Annotated in this window: 20 protein-coding genes; 13 read left to right on the top strand and 7 right to left on the bottom strand. The window is 44.2% G+C overall.

Annotated elements, in window-relative coordinates:
- Positions 1-193 precede the first annotated feature (193 nt).
- From LZF95_RS14415 to LZF95_RS14390, 6 genes are all read left to right on the top strand, one after another.
- Positions 194-3,670 (top strand): SusC/RagA family TonB-linked outer membrane protein, encoded by a 3,477-nt coding sequence (locus LZF95_RS14415; protein WP_233755795.1) that lies wholly within the window; start codon positions 194-196, stop codon positions 3,668-3,670.
- A gap of 128 nt (positions 3,671-3,798) precedes the next feature.
- Positions 3,799-5,259, top strand: coding sequence for a SusD/RagB family nutrient-binding outer membrane lipoprotein (locus tag LZF95_RS14410; RefSeq protein ID WP_233755794.1), 1,461 nt, complete (start codon positions 3,799-3,801; stop codon positions 5,257-5,259).
- A gap of 65 nt (positions 5,260-5,324) precedes the next feature.
- Entirely contained in the window at positions 5,325-5,768 is a 444-nt protein-coding gene (locus LZF95_RS14405; RefSeq protein ID WP_233755793.1) for a hypothetical protein, read from the top strand.
- A gap of 70 nt (positions 5,769-5,838) precedes the next feature.
- The gene (locus LZF95_RS14400; protein WP_233755792.1) at positions 5,839-7,008 is read left to right on the top strand and encodes a histidinol-phosphate transaminase; all 1,170 of its coding nucleotides are present in this window, start codon (positions 5,839-5,841) and stop codon (positions 7,006-7,008) included.
- Between the two features lie 14 nt (positions 7,009-7,022).
- Positions 7,023-8,159: an AEC family transporter gene (locus LZF95_RS14395; RefSeq protein WP_233755791.1), complete on the top strand. Its 1,137-nt coding sequence runs from the start codon at positions 7,023-7,025 to the stop codon at positions 8,157-8,159.
- A 398-nt stretch (positions 8,160-8,557) separates the two neighbouring features.
- Positions 8,558-9,328, top strand: a complete 771-nt coding sequence (locus LZF95_RS14390; protein WP_233755790.1) for a DUF6503 family protein — start codon at positions 8,558-8,560, stop codon at positions 9,326-9,328.
- A 28-nt stretch (positions 9,329-9,356) separates the two neighbouring features.
- Here LZF95_RS14390 and LZF95_RS14385 read toward each other — a convergent pair whose 3' ends face one another.
- Together LZF95_RS14385 and LZF95_RS14380 are read right to left on the bottom strand one after the other, a co-directional pair.
- Positions 9,357-10,343: an alpha-E domain-containing protein gene (locus LZF95_RS14385; protein WP_233755789.1), complete on the bottom strand. Its 987-nt coding sequence runs from the start codon at positions 10,341-10,343 to the stop codon at positions 9,357-9,359.
- 15 nt (positions 10,344-10,358) lie between these two features.
- The gene (locus LZF95_RS14380) at positions 10,359-11,783 is read right to left on the bottom strand and encodes a circularly permuted type 2 ATP-grasp protein (protein ID WP_233755788.1); all 1,425 of its coding nucleotides are present in this window, start codon (positions 11,781-11,783) and stop codon (positions 10,359-10,361) included.
- Between the two features lie 260 nt (positions 11,784-12,043).
- Between LZF95_RS14380 and LZF95_RS14375 the strand changes: the two genes are divergently transcribed.
- Positions 12,044-12,949, top strand: coding sequence for a YitT family protein (locus LZF95_RS14375; protein ID WP_233755787.1), 906 nt, complete (start codon positions 12,044-12,046; stop codon positions 12,947-12,949).
- 127 nt (positions 12,950-13,076) lie between these two features.
- On the opposite strand, the gene LZF95_RS14370 is transcribed toward LZF95_RS14375, so the two are convergent.
- From LZF95_RS14370 to LZF95_RS14355, 4 genes are all read right to left on the bottom strand, one after another.
- Entirely contained in the window at positions 13,077-13,388 is a 312-nt protein-coding gene (locus LZF95_RS14370) for a nucleotidyltransferase domain-containing protein (protein WP_233755786.1), read from the bottom strand.
- Between the two features lie 8 nt (positions 13,389-13,396).
- Positions 13,397-13,795 carry a nucleotidyltransferase substrate binding protein gene (locus LZF95_RS14365; protein WP_233755785.1) on the bottom strand — a complete coding sequence of 133 codons (399 nt, stop codon included), beginning with the start codon at positions 13,793-13,795 and terminating at the stop codon, positions 13,397-13,399.
- A 130-nt stretch (positions 13,796-13,925) separates the two neighbouring features.
- Positions 13,926-15,986, bottom strand: a complete 2,061-nt coding sequence (gene metG / locus LZF95_RS14360) for a methionine--tRNA ligase (RefSeq protein ID WP_233755784.1) — start codon at positions 15,984-15,986, stop codon at positions 13,926-13,928.
- 49 nt (positions 15,987-16,035) lie between these two features.
- Positions 16,036-16,584: a TetR/AcrR family transcriptional regulator gene (locus tag LZF95_RS14355; RefSeq protein WP_306422343.1), complete on the bottom strand. Its 549-nt coding sequence runs from the start codon at positions 16,582-16,584 to the stop codon at positions 16,036-16,038.
- Between the two features lie 6 nt (positions 16,585-16,590).
- Here LZF95_RS14355 and LZF95_RS14350 point away from each other — a divergent pair, with 6 nt between their 5' ends.
- The 6 genes from LZF95_RS14350 (at position 16,591) to LZF95_RS14325 (ending at position 22,715) form a co-directional block, all read left to right on the top strand.
- A complete protein-coding gene (locus LZF95_RS14350; protein ID WP_233755820.1) occupies positions 16,591-16,881 on the top strand; it encodes a hypothetical protein in 291 nt (96 codons plus the stop codon).
- A gap of 15 nt (positions 16,882-16,896) precedes the next feature.
- Complete coding sequence (ligA, locus tag LZF95_RS14345) at positions 16,897-19,347, top strand: NAD-dependent DNA ligase LigA (RefSeq protein WP_233755782.1); 2,451 nt, start codon at positions 16,897-16,899, stop codon at positions 19,345-19,347.
- Positions 19,348-19,510: 163 nt separating this feature from the next.
- Positions 19,511-20,374 carry a 4-hydroxy-tetrahydrodipicolinate synthase gene (gene dapA, locus LZF95_RS14340; protein ID WP_233755781.1) on the top strand — a complete coding sequence of 288 codons (864 nt, stop codon included), beginning with the start codon at positions 19,511-19,513 and terminating at the stop codon, positions 20,372-20,374.
- 2 nt (positions 20,375-20,376) lie between these two features.
- Positions 20,377-21,687 (top strand): exodeoxyribonuclease VII large subunit, encoded by a 1,311-nt coding sequence (gene xseA, locus LZF95_RS14335; RefSeq protein WP_233755780.1) that lies wholly within the window; start codon positions 20,377-20,379, stop codon positions 21,685-21,687.
- A complete protein-coding gene (gene xseB / locus LZF95_RS14330; RefSeq protein WP_233755779.1) occupies positions 21,684-21,872 on the top strand; it encodes an exodeoxyribonuclease VII small subunit in 189 nt (62 codons plus the stop codon). Before xseA ends, xseB begins: the two co-directional genes overlap by 4 nt.
- Before the next feature lie 138 nt (positions 21,873-22,010).
- Positions 22,011-22,715 carry a hypothetical protein gene (locus tag LZF95_RS14325; protein WP_233755778.1) on the top strand — a complete coding sequence of 235 codons (705 nt, stop codon included), beginning with the start codon at positions 22,011-22,013 and terminating at the stop codon, positions 22,713-22,715.
- A 127-nt stretch (positions 22,716-22,842) separates the two neighbouring features.
- Here LZF95_RS14325 and LZF95_RS14320 read toward each other — a convergent pair whose 3' ends face one another.
- The gene (locus tag LZF95_RS14320; RefSeq protein WP_233755777.1) at positions 22,843-23,343 is read right to left on the bottom strand and encodes a UpxY family transcription antiterminator; all 501 of its coding nucleotides are present in this window, start codon (positions 23,341-23,343) and stop codon (positions 22,843-22,845) included.
- Positions 23,344-23,360: the final 17 nt, after the last annotated feature.

Below are 23,360 nucleotides of genomic sequence, written 5' to 3'. Positions count from 1 at the left end.
TGCCTTTCGGCCGGATCGCAAGCAATAACTTAAATAATAGTAAAATTAGTTCGAGCAAAAGCAGTGGTGAAATCCATCTGCCTGTAATTACACTAGTGAGCTCTGTGTACCAATCATACACAGATCGAAGAATGATTGACAATTGACCCAAAATAAACGCAAGTTATCATTCTAACCACTAACCTGTTAATCTATGCTCATCAAATTTACCCGTTATCTGTTGGTAGCCGGAGTGACCGGAGTGCTCGCACTCCCGCTTTCAGCACAAGGCCAAAATCTAACACAACTTGCAAAAGGCCCAGCTTTGGATCAGAAGCTGGATAAAAAGAATCTTGAATCAACACTAAGGGAACTTGAGGATTTATATGCGATTTCGATTGCTTATCCATCCACTCTGGTAAATTCTGAAACCAAAATCCCGGCCGCCATCAACTCCAAGCTGACTGCGGAACAGAACCTGGAACGTATTTTAAAAGGTAGTCGGATACAATACAGGAAAGGGGCAGGGGGATTCTATATACTTGAACAATCCCAGGCCAAAGACTCAGAGGCATCTCCAACACCTTCGGCTTCCACTTATCAATTATCTGATCAGACTATTAAGAAAATGGAGCGCACCATACAGGGCGTGGTTCTGGACGATTCCCAAGAACCCATCCCCGGTGCAAGTATTCTGATAAAAGGAACAATGAACGGCGTGGTGACTGATATAGATGGGAAATTCACCCTTACTCTCGAAGATGGAAGCGAAGATGCTATCCTGACGGTCTCCTTCATAGGTTTTACTACCCAAGAAATCAGAGTGGGAACCACTTCGGTGTTCACGATAGAATTAGCCTCCTCGGATCTTGCGCTAAATGAAGTGGTAGTCACAGCGTTTGGACTGGAGCGCGACAAAAAAGCCCTTGGGTACTCTACTCAAAGTGTAGATGGAAAAGCCCTGACAGAATCCCGGCCCAGCAATGTGGCCAACAGTCTATCGGGGAGAGTAGCAGGTGTTCAGGTAACCGGAAATTCCATGCCAGGCAGTGGCGCCCATGTAGTAATCAGAGGCTCCTCCTCCGTGGCAGGAAATAATCAGCCGCTTGTGGTAGTAGATGGAGTACCGCTGGAACAAACCTCCAGCAGACAGTATGGGAATGGACTATCCGAAATAAGCCCGGACAACATTAAGGAAATGACCATACTAAAAGGTGCAACAGCAGCGGCATTGTATGGCTCTCGTGCCGCAAACGGGGTTATCATGGTCACCACCAAAAACGGATCCGGCACGAAGGGAATAGGCATCGAATTCAACAGTAACATGACTATGGACAATCCTCTGATAAAGCCGGACTTCCAAAATATCTATGGTGGAGGGGCTGGCTACAGGACTTGGTATGTGGATGGAAGAAACGGATTTGACGCAGAAGGAATACGAGGAACCGCAGGTGTGGACGAAAGCTGGGGAGCTCCGATGGACGGCAGGCTGGTTCCACTTTGGTACTCTGCCCCAGAGAGGGTAGCCCTTTTGCCGCAGCCCAATAATTGGGAGGATTTCTGGGAAACAGGGCAAAGTGTCTCCAATACAATCGCTCTTTCCGGAGGAAATGAACAGGGTAGCTTCAGGGTAGCTATCGGCAGATTGGATCAGACCAGTATTATGGCAGATAATGATTATTACAGAAACAACTTCAAACTAAATACTTCTTATAAATTCACCCCAAAGCTCCAGATGAGTGTGAACGCTGAATATGTCAAATCCGGGTCAGATAACCGGGGCTTCACAGGAAGCCAGGATTTCATCTGGGCCCACCGACATACTGACTATACCAAGCTCAAGAATTGGGAAGACTATTACGACATCCAAAAGCAGACATTCAGACCAGGGGATGATTACCCTTATGCAAACTGGCAGCATGAATACTTTTCCAATCCATTCTTCAATCAAAGGTATCTGCCCAAATCAAATGAGAAAGACCGGTTAGTTGGCAGCATAGCATTGAATTACGACATTAATGAAAACTTCAGCATCATGGCCAGGTCGGGCACCGATTACTGGACTGACACCAGGATCAACATCAACAGTGCTGAAAGCTTCAAAAACAACGTCAAAAGATTTGGATCATACTCAGAATCTGTATTAAACAGTCAAGAAACCAACAGTGACGTGATCCTGACTTTTGATAAAGACCTGACACAAAGACTGTCCCTAAAAGTGCAAGCGGGCGCAATCAACAGGGTAAATAACTACAAAAGCACCGCGGTCAGTGTAGGACAGCTTACCATTGATGGGTTGTATAATCTGGGTAACTATGCGGCTCCGGTCACTCCATCCAGCACAATCCGTAAGCAAGTGGTAAACAGCGTGTTTGGCTCAGCTCAAATTGGCTTCAACAATTATCTGTTTCTCGATGTGACAGGTAGAAATGATTGGTCAAGCACCCTTCCTACCAATCAAAACTCTTTCTTCTATCCATCTGCGGCCCTGAGCGCTGTCCTGACAGACATCTTCGACATACAGTCTGGTTTCCTTTCGTTTGCAAAAATACGAGGCAGCATAGCACAAGTGGGAAATGATGCAGATCCATATCTGTTAAACCAAGTATATACCTCAGAAGGGCTATGGGCAGGAACTACCCCTACCTATGCAGAATCAAACGAAATAGCCAATAGAACACTTAAACCGGAAATCACCACAGGCAAAGAAGTAGGCTTGGATTTAAGATTTTTTGAGGGCCGGGTAGGTATTGACTTCACATACTACCACCAGTCCACCATAAACCAAATTCTCGCCGTCTCTATCTCCACTGCTTCTGGGTATAGCAGCCAAATTCTAAATGCAGGTGAAATCACCAACCAAGGAGTCGAACTCTCGATCAATGCCACTCCAATCAATACCCCAACAGGTTTTAACTGGTACACCGCATTCAATTTCGCCAGAAACCGGAACGAGGTAGTAGAACTTGCCGAAGGGTTGGAAAACTACATCTTGGGAACACAAAACTCTTTGACGTCTGAAGCGCGGGTCGGACAGCCCTATGGTTCACTCTACGGCAGACGGTACCTAAGAAGCCCTGAAGGAGAATTGATATACAACAATGGGCTCCCTATTCTCGAAGAAGGAACCTTTGTATTAGGCAACATCCAACCAGACTGGATAGGCGGATGGACCAACTCATTTGCTTACAAAGGCATTGAGTTGAATACCTTGATAGACATGAAAATGGGAGGGGATATTTTCGACGTAGGAACCGGCCTTGCCAGAAAAACAGGGCAATATGCCGAAACTGCCATTGGGCGTGAGGAAGGAGTAATAGGAAAGGGAGTAATGAACGTAGGGACGAGCGAAGAACCCATTTACGTCCCTAACGATGTAATCGCGGATGCCACCACCTTCTGGAATTCCCAAAACCCGCGTACCTATCATGAAACAGGGATTTTTGATGGGACCTATGTAAAGCTACGTGAGCTGTCTCTGGGGTATGCTTTCCCTAGGGGATTCTTAGGAAACAAGTTTATCCAGACGATGAAGCTCTCATTTGTGGGCAGAAACCTCGCTATCCTTTATAAGAATCATCCTCATATGGATCCTGAAGTAGATGGCAAAGGAGGAAATGGTCAAGGTTTTTCTTATGGAGAAATGCCATCGACGCGGAACCTAGGATTCAACCTAAATGTAACTTTCTGATTTAATCCTCAACCAATTAATGGCACATCATGAAATGGAGCAAACCTGAAGCAAACAGTTGTGGAAACCCAACCATTTTACTCCGCTACCAACAGGTCATGGTCATTAAAAATCAACCTACAAACCTTATGAAAAGACTATACATAGCCAGCCTAGCAATACTTCTTCTGACTTTCGGCACGATGACTTCGTGTACCAATGATTTTGAAGAAATCAATACAGATCCCAACAACCCGGTTTCCATAGCCCCTTCCCTGCTTTTGCCAAATGCGATCCAGGTAGTGGCCGATAGATACTGGGGACATAGCACCAGATACGAGAGACTCAATATAGACGCGGCAATGTGCTGGATCCAGCATCTCTCCAGGAATATCTATATCAATGCTGAAGGTGACAGTTATGAGATTCCTCTTACAATCTCTTCAGGCACTTGGAATAATCTTTACAGAGATGCTTTGATCAATTTCGAAAAGGTAAAATCACTATCCGAACCCGGAGGACCCTATGAAAACCCCAATTATGTAGGTATAGCCATGGTAATGCAATCCTTTACCTATGCGTACCTCACGGATGTTTTTGGCCCTATCCCCTATTCAGAAGCGCTTAAAGGCACTGCGGAAGAAGCCATAAATTCACCAAAATACGATTCCATGGAGGAAGTGTATGCCGGGATACTGGGCGATCTGATGGATGCCAACGAATATCTCTCCACCTCTGGCCCAGCTGTGGTCGGAGACATTATGTTCAACGGGGACATCATGAAATGGAAGCGCTTTGCAAATTCCCTAGCGTTAAGAATCGCCAATAGACAAGCTGCTAAAAAGCCCGCTGAGTCTAAAGCTATAATGAGCCAAATCCTTTCAGACCCTGCCAAATACCCGGTTATCGAAAGCAATTCACAGGCCGCTGAATTGATCCATTTCGATGTGATCGGGAGCAGAAACAAAATGTTTGACGTGTTCTCCACGCGATCTGATTGGAACATCAGCTCTACGCTCATAAACAAACTGCTCGAACTTGACGATGACCGGATCACAGTATATGCACAGCCTCTTGAAGACGGTTCTTATGCAGGACTTCCAAACGGACTCACAGACGCGGCCGCAGGAAACTACAATGCTTCGAGAATAGGGCTTAAATATTTGGATCCCACAGCACCGAGTGTCCTGATGACCTATGCAGAGGTAGAGTTCATCAAAGCTGAGGCAGCCTTAGATGGCGATATCGAGGGAGATGCATCGAAATTTCTTGAAAGTGCGATCAAAGCATCTTTTAATCAACAAGGACTTACAATGCCAAGTGACTACATGAGCCGGATAGGCGGCGTCACCAAGGAAAGCATCATGACCCAAAAATGGATAGCACTTTTTGGCCAAGGAGTAGAAGCCTGGAATGAATACCGGAGAACAGGCTATCCTGTAATGCCCGCACCTAATCCAAGTGCCGTGTTTTCAAACGAAGGGGTACTTCCAACCCGCATTGAATATCCTACTTCAGAGTATTCTCTCAACAAGGCAAACCTGGATGAAGGTGTAAGCAAACTCGGTGGCTCAGACAATATGAGGACTCCGCTATGGTGGGTAGAATAGCAGCTCCTAACCTCACAAATGCAACTGAAATAAAAAAAACCCGCATGAATCCAAATTTTAAAAATATGAAAAAGTCATTCAATATATACTTAATCATGGCCGCTATAATTTCTATTTCCATCACCCAATCCTGTGTGGAAGCAGAAGATCTGGCTACGCCAAATGTAGCATCTCCTGTGCTGGTACTGTTAAACGGTTCATCGTTCGGTGCCGAATCCCCCGTGACAGTGGGATCTAAATTCCTAGAGCTGGATAAAACCAATATCCTGGATCATACACAAGGAATTGACTCAATTCCTGTCCCCAATTTGGACATTTCGGTATTTGTCAACAACACCCAGCAGATAGCCCAGCTTACCACCAGTGCAGAGGGCACAGCTGACCTAGTCGTATCCTGGCAAGATCTAGGGCTATCTGAGCCAAAATCAGGAGGACAGGTACGTTTGGAATTTGCCGGAACATACAAAAATGTTGCTTTTAGAAAATACCACACGGTAAGAGTGAATTAACACGCTTTAAATATGTATCAAACAAAAACTCATTTCTCTGAAATCTTACAATCATCTTATTAAAACAGCTATGAACCACACTATCAACAGAAGAACCTGGATCAAATCAAGTCTAATGGCCATGGGAACAATGGCAATGGCCCCGGCTTTCGCACTTCCTAAAAACAAAGCGCTTGCCGCTTATCAACCCGATTCCATCCTACATGAGCATATCCCGGCATTCAGATACGATGAAGCCAGGATCATCGCAAAGCTGAATGCCAATGAAAACCCTTACGGACCCTCGCCTAAAGTGATCAAAGCAATCACAGATTCCATTTCCCTGGGAAACCGATATGGTCATGGCGAGGCTAAGGTACTTATCGATATGATCGCCGAAAAAGAAGGGGTAAGTGCAGATCATATCATGTTATCACCGGGATCATCGGATATCTTGGAAAAGACAGCTTTTGTGCAATTTATGAACGGGGGAAATGTAGTATCTGCTGACCCTTCTTATATGTCCCTGATGAACACAGCCCAGAAACTTGGAGCCACCTGGAAACCGGTTTTGCTGACAGGTGATTATCAGCATGATCTGGATGGTATGGCCGCTGCTGTGGATGCTGATACCAATCTGGTCTATATCTGTAATCCAAACAACCCTACAGGATCTATCACCGATGCCAAGAAACTGAAAGCATTCTGCTCTTCCGTATCCGAGAAAACACCCGTATTTGTAGATGAAGCCTATCTGGAGTTTTTGGAAAAACCCGAAGAAAGCTCTATGGTGGGACTTGTGGCCGAGGGCAAAGACGTAATGATAGCCAGAACATTCTCCAAAGTCCATGGAATGGCGGGGCTTAGAATCGGATATTTAGTTGCACTTCCTGAGCGTATCGAAAGCATCACCTCTAAAGTGAGAAGCACTATGGGACTTTGTGTCACCTCTCTGAACGGCGCTATCGCAAGTATGCAAGACCCGGGCTTCATCACCACCTGCAGGAACATGAACACCGAATGTAGAGAATACACCAAAGGAGAAATCGCCTCCCTTGGGTACGATATCATCCCTTCACATACAAGCTTTATGATTTTCCCACTTCGCATGGAGGGACAGCCATTTATGAAAGGCATGTACGACAGCGGAGTAGGCGTCAGAGTATTCAATATTGACAACAAACCATGGTGTAGAGTAAGTATGGGAACCATGGGCGAAATGGAAATTTTCGTCGATGCTTTCAAAAAAGTAACAGCCTAAGAGTAGAACCAACTATGAGTATTGCACTTCAGAAGACCCTATCGCTGCTCCTATTGATAGTTATCGGGATATTTCTCCAGAAAAAACTACAAAATGAAGACCAGAAAAAGGGGTTAAAAACCATAATTCTAAACATCGCCTTACCGGCAATGATCTTTGTCGCGTTGTTGAAAATCGAAATCAATCCGGATCTTTTGATCCTTCCGGTTTTGGCTCTGGTATTCAACATTATGATGATCTTCATTACCAGGTACACCTTGCCATTCTTTGGGATCAAGGCTGATACACCGGCCATGCGGACCCTGATGCTGCTTCTCCCTTCCTTGGCTCCCGGGCTTACTTGCTTCCCATTTATCGTAGAATACCTAGGGGATGATGTATTGGCGTGGGCTGCATTGGCAGATATAGGAAACAAACTATTTGTGCTGGTTTTAGCCTACTTGCTGGCCATGTCCTGGTATTACAAAAACCAAAAGCTCGAAGCAAAATCCAATGGGCAGAAAGTAAAGGAACTGCTGATTGCTATGGTGAGCGAGCCGATCAATTTAGTGATTCTTGTGGCTATAGCCCTGCTTGGCTTCGGGTTTAATCTGGAAAGTATGCCAGGGTTCCTCAGTGAATCCATCCTGATGATGAAGGATATGATGACACCTTTGGTACTACTGTTTATCGGTATAGCTGTGATTTTCAAATGGGACCAGCTAAGGATGATCGCATCCCTGCTTACTTTCAGAGCGGGTATCACCTTTCTACTCAGTGGACTATTCATCTGGCTTGTACCTATGCCTTCAGAGGCCGCTGTCCTATTGGCCGTAGTATTTCCTCAAAGTGCGGTGAGTTTTTGGCCATTTGCACATATGTCGGCGATCCGAAAATTCGAATACGACAATGAAGCCCAGAAAGACAATCCAACCTTTGACCTCGAAATGGGCATAAATGTCTTGGCGGTATCTATGCCATATAGCACCTTACTGGTTTTAGGCATATTCACTTCTGGGAGCTATTTTACTTACCCCATTCATGTATTTTCCATAGGTGCCTTACTTCTCGTAACTGCCACAGTGCCCAAAGCCATCCAATGGATCAAAAGCACCGATTTCAGTTTTGACAGCCTTAGAGACAAAGAATTAAAAGAGAGGCCAGCAGATTAAAAAAGAGAGGCCAATAATACAATCGATAGGTTTGAACAAAGGAAAATGCCCAGGCAGTGCTTGGGTGTTTTTTTTCCTTGACATGGCTGGGGCTAGCTTGAAAATCACGATTTTGGGATATTCAGATGCAGGGATCAAGACCTCTTGCTGCCAAAAAACTTGCACTAGCTGAAAACAGCTCGCATGAAAAACAAGCCATTCAGTCAAAACTATAGTTTTTAATCTATTACTGGCATTTTTCAGCATGCCCTGAACAGTATAGACGCTCAATGTTCATCCCTGCTCATAAAGCACTAAATCATGCAGCTTTCTCTGTAAGGGAATCTTGTCGTGCTAAAAAACAGCATTGGTAAAAGAACATATTTTCATGTTAATTTGAGAACCCAACTACTTTACTTATGCGCAAATTTTATCAGTGTTTTGGTACCATAATCCTTTTGGTTTCTATCTTTTCCTGCCAAAAAAGAGCTGAGAAACCTCTTCCTGATCTTGCCCCGGAATTCACCGCGGTGCTGGAAGCACATGGGAACTGGAAGAAATGGCACCAGGCCAAAGCGGAAAGCTACGCTATGATCCACGAGGGCGTACTGGTAGAAGAAAATGCATTTATCAACCTCGATAGCCGCAAAATCCGACTTTCCAATTCAGAATTTGAAATGGGATATGACGGGAACCAGACCTGGATCAGCCCAAACAGAGAAGCCTATAAAGGACAGTCTCTGAAGTTTTATCACAATTTATACTTTTATTTTTTCAACATCCCCTTTGTGTTTACTGACCCTGGAGTGACAGTGGAGAAAGTAGAAGACAGACGATTAAACGGAAAAGAGTACCCTACTTTTCAGGCAACGTTTGAACCTACTATAGGATCGAGCCCAAAAGATCAATATTTCATGCTAATAAACCCAGACACAAACAGGCTAGAATACTTACTCTATACCGTGACCTTCTTTGGAAATGAAAACCCTCCACTTAGCGCGCTTAAATATGAAGATTACCGTAGTGCGGATGGAGTTTATTTTCCTAGAATCCTTACTGGTTATACCTTTGAAAATGATTCCACAAAGACATTACGATACCAGGTCTCCTTTGCCGATCCCTTATTGCTGGATGAGGAATTTGACGCAGAGGTATTCGAAAAGCCTAAAAACGGAATTTTTGCTGATTAGTCAATGGGCTTCAACCAAACCCAATTAATCAGTTTTGAACCTGATTCTGGGTCTGGTAGATCTGATTATCTTTGATCGTAAAGAAGTTGGCATCTACCTGATTGGAAATATGGTTGATTTTCAACTGAAGGGTATCCAAATATTCATGTAGTCCAAAATTGATAATCTCTCCCACTTCGGCAAATTCAAGTTTAGAACGCAGCTCTCCCATTGCTTTCTCAGCAGAGTTAATGTAGCCCACCCCCATATTCCCGGAAATGTTATGTAGGCATTTTTCGGCCTCTTTCAGACAGAAGTAAATCGACCGCGGAAAATATTTATTCAGAACTAAAAACTCAACCACACTCGCCGAATCTATGTTCCCATACAGCCTGCGGTAGGTATTGAAAGCCGTGACGGATTTCAGCAATGCCATCCAGTGAAGAAAATCCAAAGGAGTTCCTACTTCCTGGTCAGAGGGAAGAAGAATATGGTATTTTACGTCCAGAATTCTGGAGGTTTTATCGGCTCGCTCAAGGTATTGTCCAAGCTGCCTAAAATACCATCCCTCTATCCTGGCCACACTGCTATCCGCAATCCCATAAATCAGGAGAATCTGGTTTTTTACTTTCTCGAAAAATGGCCTAGGGTCTTCCTTCTTCCACACTTTCTTTTCCAATCCGTTCTGAAGCATGTAATATAGCTCGTTGGCTTTCTCCCAGGTTTCTTTATTTAGGTTTTCACGGATTACCCGGGCATTCTCCCGGGCGTTTGTAATGGTAGAAATCATCGAATTGGGATTTTCCGAGTCAAACCCTAAAAAAAACAACACCTGGTTTCGATCATAACCCGAATATTTCTTCTCATAAAGCACCAAGTCACCCGTGGCGGCGATCAATGGGTGCCACTGCTCTTTCATATCCATTGGCAGATCCTGCATCAAATTGAAATTCACATCAATAAAACGGGCATAGTTTTCTGCTCTTTCTAAATATCTTCCCAGCCAATAAATACTGTTTGCTACTCTACTCAGCATACGATTTCCTTTAAATTAATATAACACCCAAGTATCTTTACTACCACCTCCCTGAGAACTGTTCACCACCAGTGAACCTTTTTTCAGAGCTACCCTGGTCAGTGCGCCTGGTATCACTTCTATGTCCTCCCCATATAAAATGTATGGACGTAAATCCACATGCCTTCCGCTTACCCCATCTTCGCATAATGTGGGTACTGTAGATAGAGACAAAGTTGGCTGAGCGATATAGTTTGATGGATTATTTTTTACTAGCTCCCTAAAGGCATTATGCTCTTCGGCAGTAGCCTTTGGCCCGATAAGCATGCCGTATCCGCCCGCAGCATTGGTTTCCTTTACCACCAATTCTTCTATATGGTCCAACACGTATTGCCTATCCTGCTCCTCCCTACAGAGGTAGGTTGGCACATTATTCAGAATAGGCTCTTCGTCCAGGTAATACTTAATGATTTTTGGGACATAGGCATACACAGCCTTGTCATCCGCCACCCCTGTCCCAGGTGCATTGGCCATTGCAATGTTGCCGGCTTTGTAGGCCTCAAACAGACCTGGCACACCCAGCATGGACTCTGGATTGAAGGTAGTAGGATCCAAAAACGTATCGTCTATCCTTCTATAAAGTACATCGATCTGCTGCAGCCCCTTGGTGGTCTGCATATAGACTTTTTTATTCTCCACGATCAAATCCACTCCATTGACCAGCTCTACGCCCATTTGCAACGCCAGATAAGAATGCTCATAATAGGCGGAATTGTATATCCCGGGGGTCAAAACACCGACCACAGGTTTTAGCTTATCCGAAAGATTCTGAAGCATACGGAGCAGTCTTGTCGGATAATTAGAAACCGGCATTACTCCTTTTTGATTAAAAATATCGGGATAAACGCGTTTTATGATCTCACGGCTTTCCAGCATATAAGACACTCCTGAGGGACAGCGGAGGTTGTCCTCCAAGATGTAATATTCCCCGTCTTTGCTTTTCACCAAATCAGTCCCGGTGATATGGCACCATATCCCTTTGGGGGGAGTGAGACCAATACAAGGTGTCAGGTAATCCTTGCTTTTCAGTATGAGATCTGAAGGCACCACACCATCATTTAGGATCCTCCGCTCATTATAGATATCCTGCAGAAATAGATTCAACGCCTTGGTACGCTGCTTTAGCCCAGCTTCCAACTTCTGCCACTCTGTATTTGGGATAATCCTGGGGATAATGTCCAAGTGAAGGATTTTCTCCATTCCCTGATTATCATGATAGACGTTGAAGGTCATACCCATAGACCGCTGGGTTTGATTGGCCGAGTGTTGCAACTGGTTCATCTTCCGGGAACTGGTCTTTTTCAGATGCGAGTAAAATTCACGGTAATGCTCTCTGATTTCCCCTTCTATAGAAATCATCTCATCATAATGTCCCCCTGTACTGTAGCCTTCAATCTTCATATATTTTTTATAATAATGGACGCTTCAAAAAGATAGATGAAAAATAGTAATTGTCAAAGAATTAATGGATTTAGGTTCAAATTTTTACCATTTCCCATAAATCAATAACAGATTAACAACATCAAGGGTCTAAAATTTTCATTTTAGAAATCTTCATTCAAAACTGGAATACACCAATACACTGTTTAAGTTAGCTATTTATTTTCAAGTATGTTTTGACAGAGGATATTACACTCCATTTAAAATTCTAATTTCGGACTATGGTTCAGCGACTTTTAAAAATCCAGGACAGCGAATTGGTGAAGAGGATAACAATTTGGAGGCAAATCAAAGACGGACTCTTCATTGCTATTGGAGTAGTGATGGCCAGCATAGGCCTGAAGGGTTTTTTACTGCCCAATGGATTTTTTGATGGGGGCGCTATGGGCATGTCCTTGCTTCTGGAGATGCTCACCCCTGTAAATTTATCTGTTCTGATCCTTCTGGTAAACCTTCCCTTTATTCTGCTGGGCGCCCGACAGGTCTCCGTCCCTTTTGCCATTAAAAGTACTTTGGCGATTTTTGGACTGGCTCTGCTTGTCCACTACATAGAAGTGCCGGCCATCACCGCAGACAAACTGCTTATAGCGGTTTTTGGAGGTTTTTTCTTAGGCAGCGGTATAGGATTTGCCATACGGGGCGGAGCGGTCATTGATGGCACTGAGGTTTTGGCCATCTCTGTAAGTAGAAAATCCAGCCTTACTGTGGGTGATTTCATCACCATCTTCAATGTTTGCCTGTTTATCGTAGCGGCGGTTTTTGTAGGTATAGAGACGGCCATGTATTCGATGTTGACCTATTTTTCCGCTTCTAAAACGGTGGACTTCATCATCAACGGGGTAGAGGAATATCTCGGTGTGATGATCATGTCTCCACATAATGAAGCCATCAAACATATGATTTCGTACGATTTGGGTCGCGGTGTCACAGTCTTGAAATCCGACGGGGGTTATGGTGATAAGGCAAACGAACTTCCTGACCGCAAAGTGCTATTCTGTGTGATTACCAGGCTTGAAGCCACCAAAATCCTGATGGAAATCACTAAAATCGACCCAAAAGCATTTGTAATCCAATATCCGATCAAGGACACAAAAGGCGGGATGATTAAAAAGAGACCGTTGCATTAGAAAATAGTAGCTAGACTTAAGGAGCGAGATGTTAGACTTTAGAAGCAAGAAAAAAGAGCCAAGAACTTGAATGCGTATCACATTTCTTGGCTCTTGACCATAAAACACTGATTCCTATAACTAATGATCAAGCTTTCTCTTTTCTATAAAAAGACTTTCCCATCCTATGAATATGATCAAGTAGATTTTTATTTTGAATCCTATCAATAATCTGTAAATCAATCGTATAAGGAAAATCACTTTCGTTGATATCAGAAAGTAATTTTCCCAAGGTAAATCGATCAATTTCCCGGTCTGAAATAACCAAGTCTAAGTCACTTCTGTTTGAATGTGTCCCTTTGGCTCTAGAACCATAGATAAGAACGTGTCCTACTTCGGGATATTTCTTAAAAATATCAATGATGATTTTCTGAGCCTTATTTGTCAGTCCGAACTTCATGGTTCAATTCACAACAAGGTCTTTAGTAATGTCGATAATGCAGCAGAATACCGTTTCTGTATATCAGGAATAACTTCTTCCATGACTGTAAAATCATACGTATGGCTAAGCAAATTACGGTCATTGATCATATCTATCCAGATTTCTATTTCGTCGATATACTTAGCTTTGTATGCTTCTTTGACTACCATTTTTGGAGAAATCTGATTCAGCACCAAGCCATCTGACTCCATCCTATCTTTTAACGTCTTCCAGCCCAATTCCAGCGTGAATTCAAAACGCTGAATAATCCCTTCTTTTTCCAGCTGAGAGGTTTTTCTTAAATCTAAGGATTGAACTTCCTCCAATAATTTAACCGCCTTGGAGAAATTTTCCAGTCTCTGCTTCCACCTGATATCATTATCCATACTATCAACTCAATTACTAAGGAAATGAAGTTAAGCAATAATTTATTAAAGCAGTAAGGGCAAACTACTATTCACCCCTACTTTAATCTCAGATCTAGAATCTATGCTCTTGATACCTGCTACTCGCTACTCAAGATATCGCCGAGCCACTTGCAGTCCCTTCATGTGGAACCAATAGCTTCAGTTTCCCATCTTTGTCCTCGGCCATCAGGATCATCCCCTCACTGTCTATCCCCATCATTTTTCGCGGGGCAAGATTGATCAGCATAGTCACCTGCTTACCGATGAGATACTCTGGTTCAAAATGCTCCGCCACACCGCTCAGCACTGTTCTGTTCCCAAGTCCCGTATCCACCTTAAGTTTGAGTAATTTCTTAGATTTCGGCATTTTTTCCGCCTCTAGTATAGTCACCACACGCATGTCCAACTTCGCAAAATCATCATAGGCAATTATATCCTTCATTGTTGGGACAGGTGAATTTTCAGTTTCATTCATCTTCTTGGCATCTAATAATTTCTGTACTTGTTTCTCTACTGTTTCATCCTCTATTTTCTCAAAAAGAAGCCCCATTTCACCCAGTGAAGTGCCTGATTTCAACAACTCCGACTGACCTGCTTCTGACCAATCCAACTCATCCATCCTGAAAAGATCCACCAGTTTGCCAGCTGTAAACGGCAAAAAAGGCCCTGACACTATCGCCAAGTTCGCAGCGATATTCAGCGATATATTCAGAATAGTTCCTGTTCTGGCTTCATCAGTTTTGATAACTTTCCACGGCTCAGTATCTGCCAGATATTTATTGCCCAAGCGGGCAAGATCCATCACAATGCCCAATGCTTCACGGAATCTGTATCGCTCGATGGAAGCCGCAATCTTGCCCGGAAACTCCGCCAGTGCATCCAATACTTCCTGATCATATCCTGTCAGTTCTCCCCGCTGAGGGATAGTCCCTTGGTAATATTTATGGGTCAAAACCACCGCACGGTTCACGAAATTCCCGTAAATAGCCACCAACTCAGAGTTGTTCCTTGTCTGAAAATCCTTCCAGGTAAAGTCATTGTCCTTGGTCTCGGGAGCATTTGCCGTGAGCACATAGCGAAGCACATCCTGTTTGCCCGGAAATTCTTCCAGATACTCATGAAGCCATACCGCCCAGTTGCGGGAAGTGGAAATTTTGTCCCCTTCCAGGTTTAAAAACTCATTGGCAGGCACATTGTCCGGAAGTATGTATTCTCCGTGGGTTTTCAGGATGGCAGGGAAAATAATGCAGTGGAACACGATATTATCTTTCCCGATAAAATGCACCAACTTGGTATCCTGATCTTTCCAGTACGGCTCCCAGTCTATGTTTTTCTCCGCCGCCCATTCTTTGGTGGAGGAGATATACCCGATAGGTGCATCAAACCAAACGTAGAGCACTTTGCCCTCTGCATCCTGAAGTGGCACTTTGATTCCCCATTCGAGATCCCTGGTCATAGATCTGGCCTGCAAGCCTTCGCCTGCTTCCAGCCAAGAACGACACTGTCCCAGCACATTATTTTTCCAGTCATCGGCATGATCCTCAAGTATCCATTTTTTAAGAAAACTCTGGTAACGCGCCAAATCCAAAAACCAATGCTTGGTTTCTTTTAACACAGGTGTCCTCCCACTCAATTTAGACTTTGGATTGATCAAGTCCGTTGGACTCAGCGAGCTGCCGCATTTTTCACACTGATCTCCATAAGCATGTTCATTGCCGCACTTTGGACAAGTCCCTTCTATATACCTATCTGCCAAAAACTGATTGGCTTCCTCGTCATAGTATTGCGCAGTGCTCTGCTCCAGAAACTCTCCTTTTTCATACAGATCTTTGAAAAATCCCCGAGCAGTCTCGTGATGAATTGGGGCCGAGGTACGGGAATAATGATCAAAGCTGATCCCGAACTCCTGAAAACTACCCTTCATGATCTGATGGTAGTGATCCACTACTTCCTGTGGCGTCTTATTCTCTTTTTTAGCTTTGATCGTGATAGCCACACCATGCTCATCTGACCCACAGATATAGGCCACATCTCTGCCTAAGCTTCGCAAATAGCGTACATAGATATCTGAAGGGATGTAGCATCCTGCCAGATGGCCGATATGAAGCGGGCCATTGGCATAGGGAAGCGCGGAGGTAACGGTATATCTTTTGAAATTCTTGCTGCTCATTTGTTTCTTGACTAGAGCGCAAAGATAGGGAAATCAAGCAAAGGCAGCCTTAGGCATTAGTAAATTCATTACGTGCCTCATCCGTCAATATCCCATTGTATATGATCGTGATCGCTTGATCGTAGATATCAGAAGCAGGAATCTTTATGCCCTCTTGGATAGCATGTGGAAACTGACTGGTAAAACGTGGATCAATAAGCGACTGTACGGCAGCCGCATACATCATCACCACCAGATTGAGATTCACCGATGGCTTGACCAAACCTTCTTTTATGCCCTGGTCCAGCAATTTTTTAAATCTGGAGTAAGCCGACTCATTGATATACTGCTGTAAATTCTCCCAAGTTTCTGGGGCATATTCACGCAAATCTTCAAAAAGTTCCGGATTGATCGGCCCCAGCAAGGAGGCCATTATGGTCAACGTCGATTTCAACTTGAGAGGAAAGGAAATATATCGGTTCTCCAAAACCGCTTCAACTTTAGCCGTGAGTTTAGTCTTAGTCACCTCAAATGAAGCGCCCAGCAAATCCAGTTTGCCAGGGTAGTACTTGTAAAGGGTCTTTTTGCTCATCCCCAAAACCTGGGCTATATCATCCATGGTGGTATGACGATAGCCTTTCTGGAGAAAAAGTTTATAGGCTACATCAAGGATTTTACTTTCAATATTCGCTTTTTTTGGCATGTAGATTCCGGGAATTGGAGCGACAAAGGTTTAAAATATTGGGAGGATAAACCAGAAAAAATAGAGGAAGACAGGAGATGGGAGACGGAAGACGGAAGAAAGTTCAAATTCTCAAAGTTGTTTTTACCTCAAGCTTCTTTCAACATTCCATCCCCCTTTCTTGGCGATCTCTGTGACTTTGCGGCAAGTATCTATTATTTTTACCAGCCCTAATTTTTCTACAAAGACATGAACCCACAGGAAGCAGAAAAGAGAATTGCACAGCTAAGCAAGGAAATCAACCATCACAACAACCTCTATTACCAGGAAAGCAATCCAGAAATATCCGATTTTGAGTTCGATAAGCTACTGGAGGAATTGATACAGCTGGAAACAGCCTTTCCTGATCTACTGGATCCTGACAGTCCTAGCCAACGTGTGGGTGGTACAATCACCAAAGACTTTCAAACTGTACTGCACAGCACCCGCATGCTTTCTTTGGGGAATACCTACTCCAAGGAAGAACTTTTGTCTTTTGATGAACGAGTAGCAAAGGGGCTTGGACATACGGATTACGAATATTTCTGCGAGATGAAATTCGACGGAGTGGCGATAAGCCTTGTCTATGAAAACGGCAGATTTGTAAGGGCCGTGACCCGAGGGGATGGATACCGGGGCGATGATGTCACTGCCAATGTACGTACCATCCGAAATATCCCCCTGCACATCCAAGGGGATGGTGTGCCTGCCCGATTCGAAGTGCGAGGAGAGATCTTTTTGCCTCTGAAAGAGTTTCTGAAAATCAATGCCGAACGTGAGGAAGCAGGTGATGCTTTGCTAGCCAATCCCCGGAATGCCGCTTCCGGAACGCTTAAAATGCAGGATTCATCAGTAGTGGCAAAGCGTCGCCTGAACTGCTATTTTTATCAATTGCTCGGCGACGAAATAGGAGTACAGACACATGCTGATGCCATTTCCCTGATAGAAAAATGGGGATTCAATGTATCCCAAACCTACCGTAAAGTCAAGAACATCGAAGAAGTAATCCAATACATAGAAGATTGGAAAGAAAAGCGTTTTTCACTACCGGTGGATACGGATGGTGTAGTGCTGAAAGTCAATAACTACGACCAGCGTGAGGAACTGGGCTTTACTGCCAAAAATCCCCGCTGGGCGATTGCATATAAATATAAAGCTGAAAGTGCGGAATCGGAGCTGCTTTCCATCACCTATCAAGTAGGAAGGACCGGGGCCATCACTCCGGTGGCCAACCTTTCACCAGTGAGCCTGGCCGGAACTACCGTAAAACGCGCATCCCTCCACAATGCCAATGAAATTGAGCGGCTGGACCTTCATGAAGGCGACTTCGTATTTGTAGAAAAAGGAGGAGAAATCATCCCTAAAATCACCGCTGTAAATCCGGATAAAAGAAAGCGCGGCGCAAGCCCGATAACCTACATCTCCCACTGTCCTGAATGTGGCACCGAGCTGGAACGCAAAGAAGGCGAGGCCAAACACTATTGCCCAAACACAGCATCCTGCCCGCCTCAAGTACTGGGAAGGATAGAACATTTTGTACATAAGCGAGCAATGGATATCGATTCTATGGGAACTGAGCGGATACGCGCCTTGATCGACCAAGGGTTTATTGGAACCTATGCGGATATCTATGAGCTAGAGGGCAAAAAGGAGATGTTACTGGGTTTAGAAATGTCCCAGGATCAGTATGAAACCGAAGGGGACGGACTGCTTTACATCACCTTGGAAAAAGCTATTTTTGCCTTGACGGAGCAGATTTCTTTTAAGCAAATCCGTGATTTCCTAACAGAAAAAGCTGAGTTGCCTTTGGCTGAAACACTCCGTGCATTCCAGGAACAAATCCGCATCTGGAAGAAAAAAACAGCTTCCAATGTAGGGATGGTAGGATACCTGGTCAACAATCTTAAAGACCATAGCCTTCCCAAACTGGAGGATTACGTACCAGTAGCTGTAGTGCTGGAGATCTTGCTGGGCAGAAGGGTTGATTTTGAAACTCTACTGTCTGTCAGTAAAAATGAGGGCACTGTACATGGGATTCTGCTCAAGTTAAATTTGGATTTGCCCCCGGAGGTCAGTGACCGCATTAAAAAACTAAAGGCCAACACCTTCCAAGATGGGGTGATTTCCAATATGATGGAAGGAATTGCGACATCCAAAAACCAGCCATTTGAAAAAGTCCTTTTTGCACTGGGAATCAGAAATATAGGAGAGAACACCGCACAGCTTCTAGCCAGACATTTTGGCAACATTGATCAACTCCAAGCTGCTAATTCCGAACAATTGTTGGCGATCAATGGTGTGGGTGAAACCTTGGTGCATAGCATTCAGGATTTCTTCTCACAAGCGGAAAACCTACACACCATACAACGGCTCCGGGAGCATGGGTTGAATTTTGAGATCGAACAGAATGAAAACACCCAAAAAGGAAAACAATTAGCCGGAAAAAGGATTTTGGCCAGCGGCAAACTTGAACATTTCAAACGGGACGAAATTAAAGACACTGTACAGGCTTACGGTGGGCAGTATATTTCCGCGGTATCCAAAAATCTGGACTTTATCATAGAAGGCTCGGAAATGGGGCCAAGCAAAAAGGAAAAGGCTCAAAAACTCGGCATCCCTTTGATTTCAGAAGAAGATTTTTTGAGGATGATAGGTAGGTAGATTTGGCAATATTTAGTCGTAATCGTAGTGGGCAGAACTCTTCATGTAATTGAAGTTTCTGCGACTGAATACTGTGACTCAACACTAATACCCCCTTTTTTCCCAAAAACTGAATGCCAATTCCTCTCATCCCATTATCTTTAACCTCCCAAACCTTATAACCATGAATAAACTAAAAGGAACCGGCGTCGCCCTTGTCACCCCATTTCACGATGATTATTCGATTGATTTCGAAGGTCTAAAAAGACTTGTCAATCACGTAATCGAAGGTGGCGTGGATTACCTTGTGGTATTGGGCACAACAGGTGAAACGGTGACACTAACATCTGCTGAAAAAAAGCAGGTGCTAAATGCCGTTTTGGAATACAATAACAGCAGGGTACCGGTAGTCTATGGCATGGGAGGCAATAACACCATGGCTGTGCTGAACGATATTTCCACTACTGACTTTACAGGTATCACAGCTATTCTGTCGGTCAGCCCATACTATAACAAACCAAGCCAAGCCGGGATCATTTCCCATTATAAAGCCATTGCGGACGCATGCCCGGTGCCTGTGATATTGTACAATATCCCGGGAAGGACTATGTCGAACATGACAGCTGATACCACCCTGGCACTTGCTGATCACTCCAATATCATCGGGATGAAAGAGGCAAGCGGCAATCTGGAGCAATGTATGCAGATTGCCGCTAAAATGCCGAAGGACTTTCTCTTGGTATCTGGGGATGATCTGATGACCAAGGCACTCTACAGTATAGGTGGATCTGGGATCATATCAGTGATGGCCAACGCCATCCCGGCTACATTCAAGGCACTGTGTCATGGAACAGAAGAGGAATCCCTCAAAGCAGCTTTCTCGCTCTTGCCCCTGAACAGTCTGATGTATGAAGAAAGTAATCCTGTAGGGGTCAAAAACTTACTCCGTCACATGGGGATATGCGAAGATCAGGTAAGACTGCCCATGCTACGGGCCAGCCTTGAGCTGAATCAAAAGATCAAAGCCGAATATCAAAAATTAAAATAAGTATGAAAAATGCCAGATCCGTATCCGAACTCAATAGGCTGATCCAACAAGCCTTGGAAACGGAATTGGATCCGGTGATTTGGGTGATTGGGGAAATCGCGGATTTCAGAAAAGCACCCCAGGGACATGCCTACTTTGAGTTGGTAGAGAAACAAGGAAATACAGTACAGGCAAAAATCAAAGCCAATCTCTGGTCTTTCTCCTACAGAACAGTGGCGGCCAGATTTGAATCCACCACCGGAACCAGCATAAAAAACGGGATGAAAGTCCTTGCACAGGTAACCGTGAATTTCCACGCTGTATATGGACTTAGCGTCAATATAAAAGATATAGACCCTTCCTTTTCATTGGGGGAAAGGGCGAGGCTCCGACAGGAAACCATTGACCGACTGACCCGGGACGGGTTACTGAGGCTGAACGCAAGACATTTACTTCCCCCTGTGATCCAGAAAATCGCCATCATAAGCAGCCCTACCGCTGCCGGTTATGGTGATTTCATCAACCAACTTGAGAATAACGTGTATGATTATCGGGTTTACCATAAGCTTTTCCCCTCTACTATGCAGGGAAACGATGCGGTAACTTCTATACTCAAAAGCCTAGATCAAATCGAAGAAACCAGGGATCAACTGGGAATAGAAGCAGTGGTGATTATCCGTGGAGGTGGTGCCCAACTGGATTTGGACTGCTTTGATGATTACCAGCTTTCTGTCCAAATAGCGAACTTCCCTCTACCGATATTTACAGGTATTGGACATGAAAGGGACGAGTGTATAGCTGATTTAGTCGCCCATACCAAACTAAAGACCCCCACTGCGGTGGCAGAATTCCTGCTCTCTGGATTTCGGGAATTTGAAGAAAACCTGGGTCTAATTCTGCTGAGGTTGGATCGGATTACCCGACAGAAAATAAATGGGGAACAGGCAAAAGTGCAGCACCTAGCCCATCAGGTTAGCGCCTTTGCGGAAAACAGGCTAAAACTGGAAGCGGAGAAATTGCATTCATCGGTAAACAGAATCCGCTTGTCAGCCAAAAACATCCTCAATATTCAGGAGAACAGCCTGGTGACTTTTGAGAAAGACTTGAAACGGGAACTGGATGCTTTTTTTCAGCATCAAAAACAAAACCTGGAATCCAAAGAAACACTGCTACGTCAGTTGAACCCTAAAGCTATTTTAGCACGAGGCTACACAAGGACGGAAGTAAAAGGAAAATCACTGCACCTAACCCAGGTTAAGAAAGGTGATCAGCTACTTACCTATACGGCAACGGCAAAAATCAGCAGCACTATTACACAAATTGAGGAAAAATGAACGAATTTAAATATAATGAGGCAATGGCCCGACTGGAAGCCATTCTAGCAGAACTAGAGGAAGGTAAAAAAAACGTGGACGAGCTATCAGATCTGGTAAAAGAGGCCGCCGAGCTGGTAAAGACCTGCAGAGGCAAGTTAAAAACCACTGAAGAAGATATTAAAAAGGCCTTTGAAGAAGCCTGAACTTGCAGCGTGAAGTGGTCAATTCATACATTGCCCTGTTAACAAATATAATTTAATACTGAGCATTGGCATATTTGTTGTCAAATTTGCAATTAGGTCCTGCCCTAAGGTATATTTCCCTGTTTAGGATTACACGTTATGTCAAGAATCATCAAGTTTGCTACAGCGGTCTTTCTCTTATTTGTAAGTATGACTATGTCCGCCCAGAATTTCTACAAAGAAAAACAACCCAGGGACAATATCTTCAGCATTGGAGTGGGGCCTTCCATAGCCTATATGGATAATGGTGGACAGTACAGATCTCTTAACTTTGAGTATAGGCCATCTGTCTCCGCCTCCTTGACCAAAAGACTCACAGACCGATATGAAATAAGGGCCACCGGTGGTGTCCAACGGATTTCAAGTGGGGGTAATCCAAGCACGGAAACCAGGAATATGTGGGCAGCCCACAGCTCTTCGTTCACAGCTATAGGCACTGCTTATTATTTTGATGTGATGCCAAGTATGTATCTGATCCCATTTGCTAACCACATGAACAGAAGCATGTTCAACTTTTATGTGGGCTTGGGACTAGGAGTAATGCACACGAGTACAAAGCAGACTAAATCCTTTAGCAAAGAGGAGGCACCAACCCGTGAGCAAATAACTACAGGGTATGTTCCCGTCCGGGGAGCTGTAACTTATACTCTAGGTGCTTATTCTGATCTCGCACTGGAGGGAACTTTATTGGCAACGTTCACAGATAACATTGACGGAAATGTAGGCTTCAATAAGTTTGGAGACCATCTCCTACAGGCTCAAATAGTTTATAGACGGTACTTTTTCAGCGAGTTTAAGCGATAGGACTTACTGACATCACAACTTTTCCGTGATTACCTGCGGTGTACTTCAAGTACAACTCAAGCGTTTTCTGTTGTGTGATAGATCTGCCCCATAGTTAGAGGGATCACATGTACAGGGAAGAAAAAAATCAAGCTGTGACTTCTAAAAATTTTCTAGGGACAGAAATCAGCAGATTCTGGTAGATCCCTGGAATTCTGATCAAGAAATAATCCTGATTTCCCTTCTCTATCACCTCACCCGTCATGTGCTGAAGGGGACCTCCGATTACCTTTACTTTCTGTCCGGGATCTATCGTAGAGCCATCGGACTCCACGCTTACCCCGGTATCTACTATCCTCTTGATGATCTCCAAGTCCTCTTCACGGACCGTGGCATGTTGACCGGAAAAATGAACAAATTTCACTGCTCCCGGCACCTGCAGGCATTCCCAAAGCTGGTTACGGATTGTCTTCACAAACACGTACCCGTTAAACATGGCGCGTTTTACTTTCTTTTTCCTGTCAGACCACTGCCTCAACTCCTCTATCATAGGCAAGTACACTTCCAGTCCTTTTTCCACTAGGCGATCTGCCACTTTCTTTTCAGATCTTGAGGCGGTGTACATTACATACCACTTTGGTTCTTCCATCTTTTTATTCAACTATT

The sequence above is a fragment of the Algoriphagus sp. AGSA1 genome (genome assembly GCF_021390545.1).
In the GTDB taxonomy this organism is placed as follows: Bacteria; Bacteroidota; Bacteroidia; order Cytophagales; family Cyclobacteriaceae; genus Algoriphagus.
This window is presented reverse-complemented; position numbering and strand designations above follow the sequence as displayed.